This window comes from Siphonobacter sp. SORGH_AS_1065, from assembly GCF_030818595.1.
Lineage (GTDB): Bacteria > Bacteroidota > Bacteroidia > Cytophagales > Spirosomataceae > Siphonobacter.
Genome location: NZ_JAUTAM010000004.1, coordinates 3720777 through 3739074, shown reverse-complemented (window position 1 = coordinate 3739074; position 18298 = coordinate 3720777). Strand labels below are relative to the sequence as shown.

Annotated in this window: 14 protein-coding genes; 7 read left to right on the top strand and 7 right to left on the bottom strand. The window is 44.5% G+C overall.

The features are described from left to right. Nucleotides 1-17 precede the first annotated feature (17 nt). Nucleotides 18-455 carry a hypothetical protein gene (locus QE390_RS16215; protein ID WP_106634920.1) on the bottom strand — a complete coding sequence of 146 codons (438 nt, stop codon included), beginning with the start codon at nt 453-455 and terminating at the stop codon, nt 18-20. Between the two features lie 112 nt (nt 456-567). Here QE390_RS16215 and QE390_RS16210 point away from each other — a divergent pair, with 112 nt between their 5' ends. Further along, on the top strand, nt 568-2220 hold the full coding sequence (locus tag QE390_RS16210; protein ID WP_307142911.1) for a T9SS type A sorting domain-containing protein: 1653 nt from the start codon (nt 568-570) through the stop codon (nt 2218-2220). Nucleotides 2221-2400: 180 nt separating this feature from the next. Further along, nucleotides 2401-4431 (top strand): thioredoxin domain-containing protein, encoded by a 2031-nt coding sequence (locus QE390_RS16205; RefSeq protein WP_307142910.1) that lies wholly within the window; start codon nt 2401-2403, stop codon nt 4429-4431. A 41-nt stretch (nt 4432-4472) separates the two neighbouring features. On the opposite strand, the gene QE390_RS16200 is transcribed toward QE390_RS16205, so the two are convergent. Continuing rightward, nucleotides 4473-5573: an endonuclease/exonuclease/phosphatase family protein gene (locus QE390_RS16200; RefSeq protein WP_307142909.1), complete on the bottom strand. Its 1101-nt coding sequence runs from the start codon at nt 5571-5573 to the stop codon at nt 4473-4475. Nucleotides 5574-5790: 217 nt separating this feature from the next. Here QE390_RS16200 and QE390_RS16195 point away from each other — a divergent pair, with 217 nt between their 5' ends. Further along, nucleotides 5791-6414: a 2,3-diphosphoglycerate-dependent phosphoglycerate mutase gene (locus QE390_RS16195; protein ID WP_307142908.1), complete on the top strand. Its 624-nt coding sequence runs from the start codon at nt 5791-5793 to the stop codon at nt 6412-6414. Here the strand turns inward: QE390_RS16195 and QE390_RS16190 are convergent. Together QE390_RS16190 and ruvC are read right to left on the bottom strand one after the other, a co-directional pair. Then, on the bottom strand, nt 6411-8564 hold the full coding sequence (locus QE390_RS16190) for a response regulator (RefSeq protein WP_307142907.1): 2154 nt from the start codon (nt 8562-8564) through the stop codon (nt 6411-6413). The two genes, QE390_RS16195 and QE390_RS16190, sit on opposite strands and share 4 nt — an antisense overlap. Nucleotides 8565-8755: 191 nt before the next feature. Next, the gene (gene ruvC, locus QE390_RS16185; RefSeq protein WP_106634926.1) at nt 8756-9337 is read right to left on the bottom strand and encodes a crossover junction endodeoxyribonuclease RuvC; all 582 of its coding nucleotides are present in this window, start codon (nt 9335-9337) and stop codon (nt 8756-8758) included. Between the two features lie 50 nt (nt 9338-9387). Here ruvC and QE390_RS16180 point away from each other — a divergent pair, with 50 nt between their 5' ends. From QE390_RS16180 to QE390_RS16165, 4 genes are all read left to right on the top strand, one after another. After that, nucleotides 9388-10389 (top strand): lysylphosphatidylglycerol synthase domain-containing protein, encoded by a 1002-nt coding sequence (locus QE390_RS16180; RefSeq protein WP_106634927.1) that lies wholly within the window; start codon nt 9388-9390, stop codon nt 10387-10389. After that, complete coding sequence (locus tag QE390_RS16175; protein WP_307142906.1) at nt 10386-11519, top strand: glycosyltransferase; 1134 nt, start codon at nt 10386-10388, stop codon at nt 11517-11519. The genes QE390_RS16180 and QE390_RS16175 overlap by 4 nt, the downstream gene beginning before the upstream one ends. Nucleotides 11520-11659: 140 nt before the next feature. Further along, nucleotides 11660-12292 carry a polysaccharide deacetylase family protein gene (locus tag QE390_RS16170; protein ID WP_106634929.1) on the top strand — a complete coding sequence of 211 codons (633 nt, stop codon included), beginning with the start codon at nt 11660-11662 and terminating at the stop codon, nt 12290-12292. A 151-nt stretch (nt 12293-12443) separates the two neighbouring features. Beyond that, nucleotides 12444-14969: a DUF5686 and carboxypeptidase-like regulatory domain-containing protein gene (locus QE390_RS16165; RefSeq protein WP_307142905.1), complete on the top strand. Its 2526-nt coding sequence runs from the start codon at nt 12444-12446 to the stop codon at nt 14967-14969. Here the strand turns inward: QE390_RS16165 and QE390_RS16160 are convergent. Genes QE390_RS16160 through QE390_RS16150 form a run of 3 tightly spaced genes read right to left on the bottom strand, consistent with a single transcriptional unit; the run spans nt 14964 to nt 18190 of the window. Then, on the bottom strand, nt 14964-15725 hold the full coding sequence (locus tag QE390_RS16160) for an ABC transporter ATP-binding protein (protein ID WP_106634932.1): 762 nt from the start codon (nt 15723-15725) through the stop codon (nt 14964-14966). The genes QE390_RS16165 and QE390_RS16160 overlap by 6 nt on opposite strands. A gap of 18 nt (nt 15726-15743) precedes the next feature. Beyond that, complete coding sequence (locus QE390_RS16155; RefSeq protein WP_307142904.1) at nt 15744-17408, bottom strand: hypothetical protein; 1665 nt, start codon at nt 17406-17408, stop codon at nt 15744-15746. A gap of 8 nt (nt 17409-17416) precedes the next feature. Beyond that, nucleotides 17417-18190 (bottom strand): ABC transporter ATP-binding protein, encoded by a 774-nt coding sequence (locus QE390_RS16150; protein WP_106634936.1) that lies wholly within the window; start codon nt 18188-18190, stop codon nt 17417-17419. Nucleotides 18191-18298: the final 108 nt, after the last annotated feature.

Below are 18298 nucleotides of genomic sequence, written 5' to 3'. Positions count from 1 at the left end.
GTATTCACTCATGCTGGTTATTCATGCCCAAACTCCAGATTAGCCGCCTGCTGTTTTCCATCCACTGGAACGTTTGACTGCTGGAGAATTAGAGCAGTGGTCGTTAACTGAATGACCTTGAAATTTCCCGTAAAGCCCACTACTTCGATGGACATATTCGTATCGTCATCTTTCAAGTACCAGGTACCGCCATTCAGGACTTGACCACTTTTCAGATCGACTGCCCGGACACGGTTATTGCTAAGGAATTCGATGGTCATGCCGAAGATGGCCTGAGTAGCCACTCCTAAACGGGACTCTACGATCGTGGTACCATTGGTATCCGTTACCCGAGTAAGTTTCCAGGGCTTATTAACAATAATATCCGCTTTCGTGGTTGGTTCCGGGTCCTTTTTGCAGGAAGTAAAGCTCAATAAAATCAGGCTAAAAAGGCCGAAGATCAGTTTTTTTGTCATGCTATTAAGTTGGAAAGACCGATGTCTATCGCTTCAAACGTCTATTCAAAAGTAGGGATTGCCTTTCCGATCTGCAAAAATCGGCTTTATTTTGTTCAATTGAATTCCAGACATGAAAACTATCGATTTGAACGTATTACCTTCTTCCCTACTCCGCATTCAGACGCTAGTGGTAGCGATTCTTGGGCTATTGACTCCCTTTGGGGGTTTCTCACAAACCTGCGAGACACCCTCTTTTCAGGCTTCAACGGCCAACGGAGTGATTAACTGGCAAAAATTTCCAGACTTTACCTTACCCTTCACCATCGTTTACAGCGGCCCTCGTCTGAACGATTCCCAACAAACGCCACTCAGAAAAGGCTTTTCTCACCTGGCTAATTTTAACGAGTACGACGGTAGTCTCCCCCGGGCCAATCGGGCCATTCTCTGGTATGGCACTGCCACCGGCATTAACCAGCCCTGGGATGTCATTCGTTCGCCCTGGGGTAATAATCTGAGCACCTACCGTAGCAAATGGGCCAATGAAATGCGTTCGTTTGCTAACTTATTCAGTGATTCTCACGGGAAAGCCATGCCGGACGTAGACATTCTCATGGCCGACATCGAACGTCACTACAATACCAATGATAGTATTCTGAGTTTGAAACGCCGGAATCTGGTTCCTGCCGTTTATACCCAGTTGAGCGACGAAGCTTTTCTGACTCGTTACCATCGGGATATGCAGAATCTGTACGCGGCTCCCTTCCAGTACATGCGGGAGAATGGCTTACCCGCCAGCACCCGCCTGACTTCTTATTCGGATTCACCCATTCGAAATACCTTCCTGAATATTGACGGCAACTCCTGGCAGGACTGGCTTACCAATCCCGAACGAGTTCATTTTCTTACGAAAGATTCAGTCACCAATACCGTTGGGGGTTCGTTTTACAATCGGCAGGATTTCCTGCTTCCTTCGGCTTATTACATCTATGACTACCCCAATCCTTACGCGGGTAACTATCTGGCCTACTTGCTTTTTCAGGTAGAAGCCAACAAAGCCTGGAGTTCCAAAGACGTCGTGCCTATTGTCTGGTTACGTTACACGAGTACAAATATCAATAAGCCCATTCAGACCTGGATGGCGGAGGCTACAGCTATTTTTCCCTTCTTTTCAGGAGCAAAAGGTTTATGGTTATGGGAAAGTCCGGGTAACACTGGAACGAATGAAACCCTGGCTAATTATGAGTACTTTACCCAGGGTTTATACCGACTTTCCCAGTTCAAGGATTTTTTCAATGGCGGTTTAATCTATGTGCCCAAATCGGCCCGCGATCATTTTGCCGACCAGGATGCTATCTGGCGTGGCGTAGTGAAAGGAAATCAGATTCTGGTAGCAGCTCATAACCCTTTTGCCACCGAAAACGCCAGTACACCGATGACGATTCGGTATGGCAACTGGCAACAGGAAATTACCCTTCGGGGACGGGAAATTATGCTTTGTGCGTTTGATTTACCCGAGTCCGCTTTGCATGTAATCGACATCAAGCCTTACCCCAATCCCGCTTCGGCCAGCCTGACCATTGATGTCTTTACTTCCGAAGATCGAGATGTCAATCTTCAGCTTTTCTCCGTAACCGGACAGATCGTTCATCAGCAGACGATAATGGCTAAGACGGGTAATAACCCCGTTTCTCTTCACACGCATAACCTCGCTCCTGGCATGTATTTAGTGAAGGTTGGGGATGGAAGTAAGTCCGTAACGAAACGGGTTTTAATTCGAAAGTAGAGATGCCCCTTCTGTCCTGATTCCTGACAACAAGTAAATTCATATTCCTCGGCTTGATAACGGAGGCTATGTATGTCAAACCCGCTGAGGTTCCTATTCCAACGCTCAGGCTTCTTCCTATAACTTATCCATTCACGCTTTTGCGAAACTGAAAACCGCAAACAGATAACTGAACATTCAATGAATCGCCTCGTCCATGAAAGCTCGCCTTATTTACGCCAACACGCTCATAATCCGGTAGACTGGCATCCCTGGGGAGAAGAAGCTTTGAAAAAAGCTCGCGAAGAAGATAAACCTTTGATCGTTTCCATTGGGTATTCGGCTTGTCACTGGTGCCACGTTATGGAACGCGAGTCATTTGAAAACGAGACCGTTGCCCGACTCATGAACGAACATTTCGTTTGTGTAAAAGTGGATCGGGAAGAACGTCCCGACGTGGATGCGATTTATATGGATGCCGTTCAGGCCATGGGCGTTCGTGGCGGTTGGCCTCTGAATGTCTTCCTCATGCCCGATGCCAAACCGTTTTACGGGGGCACTTATTTTCCTGCCCGAAACTGGATGGGGATTTGCAGTCAGATTGCGGAAGCTTTTCAGAATCAGCGGTCTGCCCTTCAGCAATCTGCCGAAGGGTTTACGACCAATATGCATTACACAGAATCCGAGAAATACGGCTTACCCATAGTCGAGGATTCTAGCGTAACTATTTCTTCCGAAGAACTCAAAGCGGTTTACGATAAGCTGGCGGCTTCGTTTGATACCGAGCGAGGGGGCACTAACGGGGCACCTAAATTCCCCATGCCCTCGATCTGGCTGTTTGCTCTGCGTTACTATCAGCAAACGTACGATAGCGATACGCTTCAGTCCATTAAAACCACGCTCAATGGAATGGCCCTTGGCGGCCTTTATGACCAGATTGGGGGAGGCTTTGCCCGGTATTCAACCGACGGCGAGTGGTTTCTCCCTCACTTCGAAAAAATGCTTTACGATAATGCCCAGTTATTGAGCCTTTACTCGGAAGCCTGGCTGGTTACGAAGGAGCCTCTTTATAAACGCGTAGTTACCCAAACTATCACCTGGTTAACTCGCGAAATGACGCACCCCGAAGGCGGTTTTTATTCAGCTCTGGACGCAGACAGCGAGGGTGAAGAAGGAAAATATTACACCTGGACGAAAGCAGAAATAGATTCCATTCTGGGGCCGGTTTGGGGTGACCTGGTTAGTGGGTATTTTCAGGTCACGGAAGAAGGTAATTACCATGAAGAAGCCACGGGTCACGCTACGGGTAAAAACATTCTGTTTCCGCAGCGAACGCTGGAGTCTTTTGAAATGGAGCAGGAGTTACTCTCCGATCAGCTTCAACCGCAATTTGATAAACTCCTTCAATACCGCGAAGAACGCATTCATCCTGGTCTGGACGATAAAATCCTAACCTCCTGGAATGGCCTGATGCTGAAGGGGCTGGTTGATGCTTACCGCGTCTTCGCCGATGAATCTTTTCTGAAGCTGGCTTTAGCTAATGCTCATTTCATTAAGGATCGTCTCATCAAAGACGGCCTGTTGTACCATTCCTACAAAGACGGTCAGGCCAAAATTGCTGGGTTTCTGGAAGATTACGCAGCCGTTTCTGAGGCATTGATCAGCTTGTATCAGGCTACGTTTGACGAAAGCTGGTTACAACTTGCCGAGCAACTGGCAGATTACGCCGGGGAGCATTTCTGGGATGAAAACGACGGCTTGTATTTCTTTACCGACGCCTCCTACTCCAACGAACTGATTGCCCGAAAAAAGGAGCTGTTTGATAACGTCATTCCTTCGTCGAATGCGATCATGGCGACGGTTTTATATCGCCTTAGCCTATTACTGGATCGACCGGATTTGGGCGAGCGTTCCAGCCAGATGCTGCAAAAAGTGAAGCCTCTGCTACTAACCAATGCAGACTATCTTTCGCACTGGGCCAGTTTAGCGGCCTACCGATCTACGCCAACGGTAGAAATTGCCATTGTTGGACCCGAAATAGAAGCTTTTCGTCAAAAACTGGAAGCCAAGTATGTACCTAACAAAGTCATCACCGGGACAATTACTTCCAGCAACTTACCCTTGCTTCAGCATCGGGGCTCGGATGGACGAACGATGATTTACGTCTGTTACAATCGAGCCTGTCAGCTTCCCGTTGACTCCGTTGCCGCAGCCTGGGAACTGATTGGTTAAAATAGACAAGAGCCGTTGAGAAGATCAACGGCTCTTGTCTATTACGTCCCGATGGGATTTTTTTCTGGCTTTGCACTGCCATCTGAATCCGTATCTGCTTGGATTTTTTCTTCAACTACCTCCCGATCTTCGGCATCCAGCGTTAACTCGTTATCCTTCTGTAAAGCCTCAGCCTGTGGGTCATACGTCAGTTTAACGTACATCGGGAAATGGTCGGAATTAATACTTTTCAGTCGTTGCATTTCCAGTAGCTTGAAATCAGACGAGCAGAAAATATGATCAAGAGGGAATCTCAGAATCGGAATTTTTGCGTGAAACGTACTATAAAAACCTCTGCCCCGCCGCGGATCAAGTAATCCGCTGGTTTTCAGGAATAATTCTGTGGTATAACTCCAGGCTACATCGTTCATATCTCCCGCCACAATCACCGGAATTTTTGATTTTTTAGCTTCTTTTCCTACCATCAATAACTCTTTATCCCGCTCGGTCGAGCGTGGATTTTCCTGCGGCACTGGCGGTGTTGGATGCAGGCAATAAAGCTGAATCTGCTCGTTAGAAGGCAGGGTAACCTTGGCGTGAATGGAAGGAATACCCTCTTCTACTAAAAACTTAACGGAGGCATCCGATAACTTCAGTTTCGAATACAGTAGCATTCCATACGTATTATCAATCGGTTGGAGAACGCGGTTCGGATAGTGCTGATGAATGGGCGTCATCTGATCCGCCCACCATTGATCTGTTTCGGCCAATAATACTACATCTGGCTTGAGCCGACTGATATGCTGTAACAACTTCGCCGACTCCCGATTGTATTGATAAACATTGGAAATTAGCAGACTAATATTCCGATCGGGCGTACAATCCGCACAATCCATGAGCTGTTTGGGCGAAAGAAACGTGTACGGATAAAGCTGATAGAATAAATAAACCATATTCAAAATCAGCACTCCAATAGTGACCAGCGTAAGGGTATCGAAAGGATCACCTACCCAGGCCCAGAGAACCAGTAGGATTAAACACAGAAAAAATTTCTGATTTCTGGGATATTCAAAAACCCGAAACGTCCAGTAGTCATGACGAATCAGTGGAATAAGCGAGAAAATCACCAGTAGGTATGTAAAAATCAGCAAGCTTAACTGCATAAATTTCTAGAAAATTGGGATAAGCAAAGTACTCTATAATACTCGCAAAAGAATTAAAAAGTTTATAAATTCATACAAATACAATAGATACTTTCGGTTTAGTTAAACTATAAATAAGATAAAATTTCTATACCTCCTAACAAAGTTCAATGAGAATGGATTTATAGTTTAGATCATTCAAAGTTCAGGTAACCGTTCAATTTTTGATGAAGTTAACATGCATAATAGAATCTTAGTCCTGGTCAGACATGGACAGTCCCAGTGGAATCTGGAAAACAAATTTACGGGCGATGTAGACGTTGAATTGACGGATCATGGTCGCGATGAAGCCTTACTAACCGCCAAAAAGTTAAAGACCATAACGTTTGACATAGCGTTTACTTCTGAGCTCAAACGAGCCCAGGAAACACTTTCCATCATCTTAAAAGAGATCAATGAAACGCAGATTCCGATAGAGAAAAATGCGGCTTTAAATGAACGTAACTACGGTGATTTACAAGGCCTGAATAAAACAGACATTGCTGAGAAGTATGGCATTGAACAAGTCGCTCTCTGGAGGAGAAGTTATGACGTTGCCCCGCCTCATGGAGAAAGCCTGCAAATGACTCAGAAACGCGTTATGGCCTACTACAATGAGTCGATTGTACCTCATTTGAAAGCGGGCAATAACGTCCTGGTTGTCGCTCATGGAAACAGCCTCCGGTCACTTGTCATGGCGTTGGAATCGATCAGCGAAACAGCTATTTCAGAGGTAAATATTCCTACGGGAGCCCCGCGTTTTTATCACTTTGATGAACAGATGAACCTCATTCACTCTGATTACCTTACCCAGTCTTTTTAATTGACGCCAAACATCCGTATTAATAGTTGTTTTAAATCATTTTCGACGAAGGGTTTCATTAACGAATCATCAATTCCAGCATCCAGTAATTCCTGCTGATGCTCTGGAATTGATGTACCCGTAAAGGCTACGATTCGCACGTTTGAAATGGACTTATCTGAATTATTTTTGATTTTCTTTGCCATTTCTAACCCATTCATTATGGGCATCTGAATGTCGGTAATGATTAAGTCAAAATGATTTTTTAGATGCAAGTCTAGGGCTTCCTGTCCGTTGGAAGCTTCTGTCACTACTAAATGATGTTTTTTGAATATCTTATTTATTAGAAGTAAATTCATTTTATTATCATCAACAACTAATATATTTTTTCCTTCCAGAATTGCACTAATCTCCTGTGCTGATGACTCAGTAAACGTAGAAACAGGCGGTTCCACCAATACAGACGGAATCGATACTTTGAATGTAGAACCTACATTTATGGTACTTTCCACCAGAATAGATCCGCCCGCTAATTCAACAATCCTTTTACAAATAGCCAGACCTAAACCCGTTCCAGCAATTGTATTTACGTGATCTTCCCGGTCAATTTGTTGAAAATCATTAAAGATAATTTTTTGATTTTCCTGGGAAATACCAATCCCAGAATCTTTCACTTCAAAAGACCAGACTATTTTACCAGTTGCGGCTTCCAGAAGTGTTGAATTAAACTCAACCTTGCCCTTCTCAGGGGTAAATTTAATGGCATTACTTAACAGATTCATCATAACCTGTTTCATTCTGAAAGCATCGCCTGATAGGATAACAGACTTATCAAAATTGATAGTCAAAGAGAGGCTAATCTGCTTGTTTTGAGCTTGAACGCCAACCATATCCATCATTTCTTTCATGATAGCAGCTGGTTGGAAGGGCTTATGGCATAAGTCTATTTTACCCTCTTCTAGCTTTGAAAAATCAAGAACATCGTTCACAATTTCAAGTAACAACCTTGATGAGGCACGAATGGCATTCAGATTATCCTTCTGACTATCAGGCATTAAATCACTGTTCATCTGTTCCGAAAAGCCAATGATAGAGTTAAGTGGGGTCCTGATTTCATGACTCATCGTAGCCAGAAACACGCCTTTCATTCTCGCATATGTTACCGCCTGATTACTATAGTGCAAAAGGGCTAAATCGTTTTTATATAATTTCCATATATTAAAAAGGATAACTACCGTTAAAATAAAAACAATACCCATGCTAATAACCGATAGATCATCCAGTTCTTCAATCGTATGCATGGTCCCCGTGAGTAATCGATCTCTATACCTCTCTTGTTCTTTAATCTCGTCTTTCTTTAGCTGACTCAATGCTTTCTGGAATTCAGCAAATATGGCTTCGTTAAGGGCAAGAATTTCACGTTCGGTACGGTTAAGCTTCTGTTTATTAGCCAGCAGTTTTTTATAATAATCATTCAATGCTTTAATAGTATTTCTATGAGCCAATTCTGAACCCTGGGCCGATTTTTCTACTTTAGAAGAGGCCGTTGAATTAATATTCGTTTGATTTTCAAAATCATTTTTATTCGATATCGCATCCGCAATGCGTCTCCAAAATTTCTTATTTTTTCTTTTTTGAATTACACGAACAGTGTCTATATTTTTTGTTCTCTCAATGGTATTAACGGTCTTGATGCCTGGGTGATAATTTAATTCAACAAGTGAAGTATCTATATTTTTAGCAGAAAGCACCCATAAGCTGTCTGTTAATTGATTCAGGTACAAAAACTGATTGTTTTTTCTCTTCTTTTCCGCAATCAATTCATTTACATCTTCGTGTATCAGAGGCATTCTTTTCTCATTTTCGCTCTGAATAGCATCGATAATGGATGAGATCATTTCCAGTTGTTGCCGAAACTTGTATAAATAGGTAGTATCAGAAGTTACTGTATATAATCGGCTATTATTTTCAGCTACATATAATAGGGATATGCAAGTATCTATTTTCTGGTAATCGTTTTGTTCATCCTTTAAAACCGTAATATTTTTCTTGATTGTTGAGGACTTCGATTTACTAGTAAAGCCAATAAAAACACATACTAATGACAACAATACTAGAATGACTACCCAGATAAATCTGCGTAGGGCAATTTGCTTAATTTTATTCTCCATAATTCAGGTAGGTAATTATAAATTAGTACTTTTTATCTATTATTATTTTAAAAATGGGTTAAAATAATGTCAGTACTAATCATCAGATACAAACTTATCAATATTTTAAGTACTTATGAATAGTATGTACAAAAAAGAGGAAGCCTGAGCTGCGTAGCTCAGGCTTCCTCTGGGTACTAAATCATACGTTTTTAACCTTTGATGCGGTCCTGATTTTCTGCTAAAAATGCACTCCAGCTACCTTTTTTAGCCTGCTTAATTCCCAACGCTTTTTTACCCTTCGGAGTCGTTACTGAGTTCTCATGAAAATGGTGACAAATGGCTACTCCTAATGCATCGGTGGCATCCAGTCTTTCGCCTTCGAGCCTGGTTTTCAGTATACTTTCAAGCATATAGGAAACCTGTTCTTTGGAAGCATTTCCATTACCCGTTACAGACTGCTTGACCGTCTTGGGAGAATATTCGACAATGGGGATTTGTCGGGCGAGGGCTGCCGCCATCGCTACCCCCTGTGCTCGACCCAGCTTGAGCATGGATTGTACGTTTTTCCCAAAAAAAGGAGCTTCCAAAGCCATCTCATCCGGGGAAAACTCATCAATCAGCCCTGTGATTCGCTCAAAAATCTTGCCTAACTTTAATTCATGATTGTCATATTTTGTGAGGTTAATGACCCCGTATTGCAACAGGGTTACCTGCCCCTTTTCCACCAAAATCAATCCGTACCCCATGAACCTTGTACCCGGGTCAACACCTAAAATAATCTTTTCTGACATAGCTTTGCAGTGACAAACGAGAAGCCTGAAGCTTTCGTTGTCGCATTTGTATGCAAAATAACTCCATTTACCCGGCTTTCCGCCGAATTGTTATCTTTCTCCTCCGCTGGGTAGTTCCGCTGCTCATCATTGCTTTCGTCATTCGAACGCTTCAGAGTAAACAACAGGACCTGGGCGAAGTCTGGCAGTACATTCAGGCCGCCTGGTCGCAGCAAAACAGCGGATGGTTACCCTTGACCATCCTCCTGACCGGACTCAACTGGTCCATTGAAGCTCGGAAATGGCAGGTGCTGGCTCGAAAACTGGAATCTATCTCTTTTTATACGGCCCTGCGTGGCGTACTGGCTGGGCAGTCGCTCGGCTTTGTAACGCAGGCCAACGTAGGCGACCTGACGGGGAAAATGGGGTTTCTACAAGCCCAAAACCGGCTCAATAGCATTGGAGCCTTTCTACTAGGGAGCACCGTACAATTTCTGGTTACCCTCTTTACCGGAACGCTGGCGTACAGTTATTTCCTGTATCGAATGCCTCAGTCGCCCGGTATCGGCCATTGGATTGCTCTTGTTTTATTGTGGATCAGCAACTTAGCTACGCTTTATTTATTAAGCCTTAAAGACCGGGCGGCCCCCACGCTGGAGCGAATCAAATGGCTGGCCAACTCCGCCCGTTTTTTCCGGGTATTGGAAACCTATTCAACGGCGGATGTTTCGCAGGTAACTGCTCTGTCAGGCTTTCGATTTTTCACCTATAGCGTCCAATTCCTGCTGGTGCTTCACGGTTTCGGGGTTTCGCTTCCCTTGCTTGATCAGCTAACAGTGGTCTGGTTATTGTTTCTTACGAAAAGTGTCATTCCTGCTTTCAGTTTTCTAAGTGATCTGGGCATTCGGACGTTCAGTACCCTTTATTTCTTCAGTTTTTATCAGGTAAATCCGGCTTTAGTTACCTCCGCTTCCTTAACGATCTGGGTTATTAATATCGTATTACCCGTTTTGGTAGGCATTTTATTTGTTACTCAGTTAAGGTATTTGAAACGGGAAGAAAACCGATTATGAGTATACTTGAAATCATTATTTTGATTGGGCCATTCGTCTGGTTTTTATTTAGTTTAGCCTTAATTAAAGGCTGGCTAGCAATGCCCGACTTTTCTATTCAAAATAAACCCAATCCGTTACTAATCAGTGTGATCATTCCCGTTCGAAACGAAGAGAAAAATATTTTGCTATTATTAAAGGATCTGGAAAATCAAAGCTTCAATCATGAGCAATTTGAAGTGCTGGTGGCTAATGATAATTCAAGTGATCGAACCGCTGAATTGGTTTCTCATTTCAGTAAGGAATGCACCTATGCGTTAAAGCTTCTTACGCTTACGAACGAGCCTCATTCTTCCCCTAAAAAAAGAGCCATTTCACAGGCTTTGCATCAAAGTAAACACGAGTGGATTGTTACCACGGATGGCGATTGCCGGGTAGGCAAACATTGGCTGGCGGCTATTGCGTCTTTCCAGCAACAAACTCAGGCCCGGCTCATTTCCGGCCCCGTTACGTTTCACGATGAAGGGAATGCAAGCAGTCGAATTCAGATTGTCGAATTTGCCAGTTTGATTGGTTCTGCCGCTGTGGCTATGTTCTGGAAACGGCCCAATATGTGCAATGGAGCTAATTTATCGTACAGTAAAGCAACATTTCAGACCGTTGGTGGTTTTTCTGGTAACGAAAATCTGGCTTCGGGTGACGATGAGTTTTTGATGCACAAAGTCGCTGCCCGATTTCCGGGAGAAGTTCGTTTTCTTAAAAGTGCTGAAGCTCTGGTCGCAACCGAGGCTCATCAGAATTTTCGCTCTTTTTACCAGCAGCGTCGCCGTTGGGCCAGCAAGTGGAAGCACTACCAGGACTGGAAAGTATCGGCTTTAGCTATTTTCGTCTTCTTGGCAAATGTTAGCTGCATCGCCGGGGTTTTATTGTTCAGCTTTAATCAACTATCAGGACTCGTATTAGCCTCTATGGCTTTCCTTAAATTCTCCAGTGAATTTATATTCCTTTCGCTTGTGTTACGATTTTTAGGTCAGGAAAAAAGTATTTTATTGATTCCTTTAGTGCAGCTCATCTATCCTTTTTATGTCTGTTTTTTTGGATTAGCGGCTCAGGGTAAAGGATACGAATGGAAAGGAAGAAAACTTCAATGAATACAGTTGTTAGCGACCGCCGCTGCGGTTAATAGTTGTTAGTTAATAGTTAATATATTTTCATTCAGTTTTAAGCTACCGAACTACAATACTATTAACTAATTACAAGAACTTATTGTCACTCCTAACCCCCATAAATAATGGCTTTCTTTCTTCATAAATCCTTTGCTCTATTACGATTGATTTATCCGGAAATGATCTGGCGAATTCCATCGGTTGAGCCTACCATTTATCTCACCTTCGACGACGGCCCTATTCCCGAAGTAACCGAGTTTGTGCTGGAACAATTGCAACAATTTGAGGCTCAGGCTACGTTCTTCTGCATTGGTGATAATATCCGAAAACATCCGCATGTTTTTAAGCAAATCATCGATCAGGGGCACTCGGTTGGAAACCACACGTTCAATCATCTGAAAGGCTGGAAAACCGAGGATCAGGCTTATTATGAAAACGTGGCCCAATGTCAGGAATTATTGCCCCCTACCCGACTGTTTCGCCCGCCGTATGGCCGCATACGAAAGCGACAGGCGGCTCAGCTCGTGAACGATCATACGCTTATTATGTGGGATGTACTGACGGGCGACTACAACCCCGATCTTTCGCCCGAACAGGTCTATCAGGGAACCATTAAAGCCTGTGAATCAGGGAGTATTGTCGTCTTTCACGACAGCATCAAAGCCTGGCGAAACATGAGTTATGCTCTGCCTAAAACGCTGGAATACCTCCGTCAGCAAAACTTCGCTTTGAAAGCCTTACCCATGCATCTCTCCTGAGTCGTCGCAGAAAAAGCCGTATTTTGTACTTAAGCAGGACCAAACGTAGATTAATCAAAACTGATTGAAACTGTATTTGTATTTTATCGTTTCATTAATATCCTTCCCCAAAGTTCCCAATTGAAGGCTTGATCAGTTTATCGATACGTTTATGAATAAATGGCTCCTGGCTGTTTTGTTAAGCTTGGGCATCGGCATTACGCACGCTCAACATATTATCAAAGGAAAAATCACTGACGCCGTTACGGGCGATCCTATTCCCTTTGCCGCCGTTGGCCTTAAAGGCGGCGGGGCCGGTGCTAATACCGATTTTGACGGCAATTATACCTTCAACGCCCGTCAGTTAAGCGATTCCATTTTTGTTAGTTACATCGGTTACCAGCGAGCGGTCAAAGCCGTTCAGCCCCATCTTTCTGAACAAATCATTGATTTTCAGTTGCAGGCGGGCTCTTCCCAACTTCGGGAAGTACGGATTTTTGCGAAAGGCGAAAACCCCGCTTTTCGAATCATCAGAAAAACAGTTGCGGCCAAATCTGCTCATGACTGGGGCCGTTTAAAAGCCTATGAATACGAGAGTTACGTTAAAAATGAATTTGACGTCAACAAGATTTCAGAGCAATTCAAAAAAGGGGTCATTGGACGAAAAATTACGGGGCCGCTGGATAAACTACAGAAAATTGCGGGAGAAGACGGCAAGCCCATTATTCCGGTCTTTCTTTCGGAGAGTATTTCGGATTTATACCATCGACGCAATCCCGAATTAACGAAAGAACGGATCCGTAAAACGAAAATCACAGGTGTAGGGATTACCGACGGCAGTACGTTTTCCCAGTTTATTGGCAGTGCGTTTCAGCAGTATAATTTTTACGAAAACTGGCTTTTAATTCTTCGAAAAGAGTTCATTTCTCCTATTGCTGATGGCTGGAAAGGTAGTTATGATTACTTTCTGGGCGATACCATTCAGATTGATTCCGCTCCCTGTTTTGAAATTGAAGTAACGCCCAAAAGAGCTCAGGACCTGGCCTTTACGGGTAAAATATGGATTGACACCGCAAGTTATGCTCTTCGTCAGGTTGATTTGCAAATCTCTGGTGATGCGAATATTAATTACGTAGAAAGCATCAAAATTCAGCAGCAACTGGCTCCGATTACTGATTCGGTGAGCCACGAAAAAGCCTGGTTACCGCAACAAACGCGGGTACTGATTGATGTGAAAGAATTCACGAAAAACTCCGTAGGTTTTCTGGCTAAATTTTTCGTTTCCAATCGAAATTTTAAGATCAATCAGGCCCGGGAAGTAACCTTCTACAACCCCGCCATTGAGCTGGCCGATCACTACCGGGATTCGAAAGATACCTACTGGCAGGAAGCCCGTCCAGATTCCTTAACGGAGGATGAAAAAACGGCTTACTCGCTCATTGATTCAGTAAAAAACATTCCCATTGTCCGTTCCTATACCCAAGTTCTGACCATCATTGCGAATGGATATCAGCGGGTGTATCCGGGTATTGAAGTGGGTCCGTTTTTAAGTGCCGGGGCTTATAATACCATCGAAGGTTTACGTTTGCGGGCGGGTTTTCGCACCAATGCTGAGTTTAGCAAGGTTTGGGTGATGGACGGCTATCTGGCTTACGGATTTAAAGACGGAGTCATGAAGTATGGAGCGAACGCCAAGTATATTCTTAGTCGAAAGCCCTGGGCTGAAATTGGAGCCCGAACAAGTTATGATCTCGAACAGATTGGCTTAACCTCGGAAGCCGTAGGGAATAACAGTCTTTTCGCGGCTTACTCCCGCTTTGGCCGCTACCGCCGAGGGTATTATCAACGCGAACACATGGCTTACATCCGGGGAGAGATTATCAAAGGCCTGACACCCATGATCGGGATTCGGCAGCGAAGCTTCGAGCCTTTATATAATTTCGCCTATATTACTGAAAATGAACCCTCGGGCCAATCCCGAACGTATCATAACACGGAGTTAATCACGGAGTTACGGATCGCGAAAAACGAACTTTTCATTTACAACGACAATGATCGGATTAGCCTCGGAACGGCTCAGTCACCCATTTACACGCTGCGTTATTCGCTGGGTTTGCAGAATACGTTAGGGGGCGATTTTAATTATCACCGCTTCACCCTTTCCATGGCCGATAACTTCCGGCTGGGCATTCTGGGTCGCAGTTATTACACCCTTTCGGCGGGTTACACGCCTTCTACCCTTCCCTACCCTCTGCTCTTTCCTCACCTGGGAAATCAGTCCTTGTTTTACGTCGGAAATGCGTTTAACATGATGAATTACTACGAATTTCTGTCCGACCGTTATGCTTCGCTGAAGTACGAGCACAATTTTGAAGGTTTATTATTCAACCGAATTCCGGCCATCAAGAAACTCAAGTGGCGGACCTTACTCAACGTGAATGTGTTATACGGCGGAGCCCGTCAATCCAATCAGGATATTATCCCCGACTATGACTTACAGGGGAATGCCATTCCCGGTTTTGGCTCGCTCAATCCGAGTAAACCTTACGTAGAAATTGGCTATGGGATTGATAACATCTTGAAGTTTTTTCGAATTGAAGCCCTTCACCGATTAACCTATATTTCCCAGCCCCGTACCATCGATGGCGTACCTATTAATCGTTTCGCGGTGAAAGCTTCGGCCTATTTTACCTTATAACTCCAGCCGTTCTTTGACTTCCTGAAGAATGCTTAGTCCACTGGAAATAAAAGCTTTGACGTAATCCGTATCAGGCTGGTTCAGCAACTCTTTTGGTGAACCCATCTGCTCTAACTTTCCGTATCGCATTACCCCTATTCGTTCGGCTACGGTTAAGGCATCGAGTAAATCATGGGTAACAAACAGGCAGGCGATGTCGGTTTCACGGATAATCCGGCGGAGTTCTCCTTTAAGTTTCTGACGATTCAGCGTATCCAGATTTGAAAACGGCTCGTCTAACAACAAGACTTTGGGTTCATCGGCAATAGCCCGGGCGATGGCCGTTCGCTGCTTTTCGCCACCCGAAACCTCGCGGGGTAGCTTATGCTGCACCCCCTCAAGTCCAGTTAATTGCAAGAGTTGATCAATCCGGTAGATTTGATACTCCTTTGTGTATTCCCGTAAGGCGTAGGCAATGTTCTCGCGAATGGTATGGTTGGGTAACAAGCGGTATTCCTGGGGAACCAGCTTAATGTCCGCGTGACCGGGAATGAGGTAACGAGCCGAAGAAGAAATTTCTTTGCCTTCGAGCCAGATTTCTCCCTGATCGGCTGGGGTCAGGCAAGCCAGCATGTTGAGAAGCGTACTTTTTCCAGCCCCACTTTCGCCTACCAGAGCAAAAATTTCTCCAGCCGGTAACTCCAGTGAAAAATCAGTAATAATCGAATGTTCTTCAATGGATTTATGAAGATGGGAAGCCTGAAAAAGTGTATTCATCCTGCAAAAATGCAGAAATTACTCAAATTGTGTCCAGTTTAGTTGCCGATAACTTTTCAACGTGGCCCAGGCCAGTCCTCCGTACAGGATTGCCATGAACATGCCCCCGCCCGGGACATGCGTAGCTCCGTAATGGATCATCCCAAAAAGCGGAAGCCCAAGGAGCATCATAACGATCATCAGGGTGGATTTCCCGCCTTTTACTTTGGGTTCCTGCGAAAAAGGCATCCGCCATCCCGATTGCCGAAACCAGACATCGGTACTGGTAATGAAGGCCGCAAAGAAATACCCAGCCAGCAAATCATCCGTAATTTTCCAACCCCAGACCGAAAATAGGAGAACAGCAATCAACAGATAAAAAGGAGTAAAAAATTTCAGAAACGTGGCTTTAAAGTTTCCAATGATGGCCTCTCCGGGTTTATCGAGTGGCATAGCTGAGTAGAGCCAGGAAGCTCGGTAATCATCCGACTGATAGCTATTATCGTAAAAACTTCCCGCAATAATTTGTAGGAGATAGATACCGACCAGATAAGTAGAGCCACTCTGAAGGGTACTTAACGAGGTTTTTTCCTTTAAAAGCGGTTGTACAAACACAAAAAGTAAGGGTACCAAAGCCCCAAAAGCCGGATAGGTTCGCATTTTATAGCGGCGGTCGCGTGAAGTAAGCTTCCAGCTCATCTCAAATACGGCTTTTTCCGCTTTGCTCGAAGTAACCCAGTCGGCCAGCCGAGCAGCCAATCCCGACGATTTCTGATTCGTCCCAGCGGCGGGTACGCCCGCATCCGCTGAACCCATGACGGCCAGTTTTTGAGTAAAGTAAGGAGCCAGATAGCGAGTATTGACCACTAGTAGTAAAGGCGGAACCGCCACTGCCAGAAAGGTCAAAATCAGATGCCCCGAATCGTATCTCTGATTGACCAGCATATCCATCATACCTCCCAGCCAGGCCGCTGGCACGAGGTAATGCCAGGTTTGAATCTGATCCTGAACGTCGGCTAATTCCTGATAGGGAATCAGCCGGGGAAGAATCTGGTACCCCACCGTAAACAATAGAGACATGCCAATCTGGACGTAACTAATCATGTCTTTTACCCGCTCTTCACTGGAAAAACGAACCACCAGCATGTATAATAAGGTGGTCAGAAAAACGGCCATGAGCGTTGCCTGTAAGGCCAGCAACAAAAATACAGGAGCATAACCCAGCCCCAGCTTAAAGGCCATGACCAGCGTTGGCACGAGCACTATACTCAAAGCCAGCAAGGTAAGGTACAGGAGCAAATGCACCAGCCGGGCCATCCAAATGGTTCGGTCGCTAACGGGGCGTGGCAGGAGGATCGTATTGTCGGTTGAATCAAGTAACAATTCGGAGTAATCGGAAATCAGATTCAGGGCTACCCAGGCAATAACGTAACCCAGCAGGATCGTTGTCGTTAGTAAAACAGACGGAATGATAAACGCAAAGATGGACATAATTCCACCCAGCAGGGCATTCAATCCATACACCATTAAAAGCCGATTGTTAGAATCGCCAGACTGATAATTTTTGCCCAGCGTTGCGTAATTCCGACGATTGTCCATCATCAGTTTTACTTCAACAATATTCCGCATCATGAAATAATCGACGCCAAGCCAGCGAAACAAGCGTTGGAAGTAGTCGAGAAACGAAAGAAGATAGCCGGTCATGAAGAGCGTTATTGAAGTGCCTGTAAGAAATCGGATGCTTTGCTCTGGGTGGTATCATCGCCCGTAAGCCCCTGAAAAATCCGCTCAAGTGAACCCGAATGAGCCTGTTCCTTTAGCTCTTCAAAGGTTCCGTTGGCAATTACCTGTCCCTGATTAATGATGACGATGCGGTCGGAAATTTTCTCTACCACATCCATGATATGGGAAGAATAAAAAATGGTTTTGCCGGCAGAACGTAACTGAGCCAATATCTCCTTCACCAGAATAACCGCGTTTGCATCCAGACCTGACAGGGGTTCATCCAGAAATATGATTTCCGGGTTATGAATCAGGCCGGAGATCAATAATACTTTTTGCTTCATTCCTTTGGAAAACGTATTCATCCGCTGATTCATCTGACTGGATAAGCCCACCAGTTGTAGTAAATCTTCTGCTTTTCGTTCAATGACCGCATCGTCCATACCGTAAAGGCGACCAATGAACGTCAGATATTCCAGAGGCGTTAGCACTTCGTAAAGAGCCGCATTTTCAGGCACATACCCTACGCTTCGTTTGATGTCCAGAGCATCCGTCCGAATGTTCCGTCCCAGTACCTGCACCTCGCCCGAAAAATGGGAGATCATGCCCAGCAGAATTTTAATGGTGGTAGACTTACCCGCCCCATTCGGACCGATGTAACCAATAATTTCCCCCGCTTTTACTTCGAGGTTAATGCCTTTCAAAACCTGCTGCCCACCGGGATACGTGTTGCTGAGCTGCTGAATAGAAATAATAGAATTCATAAATACCTGCTGGTTAGGTAATGGCACTTAGGTTGTTTTTAGTTGTTGATTTTTAGTTGTTAGATTAATATTCAATGTTTTACAACCGATTCAACAACATTTTCCATC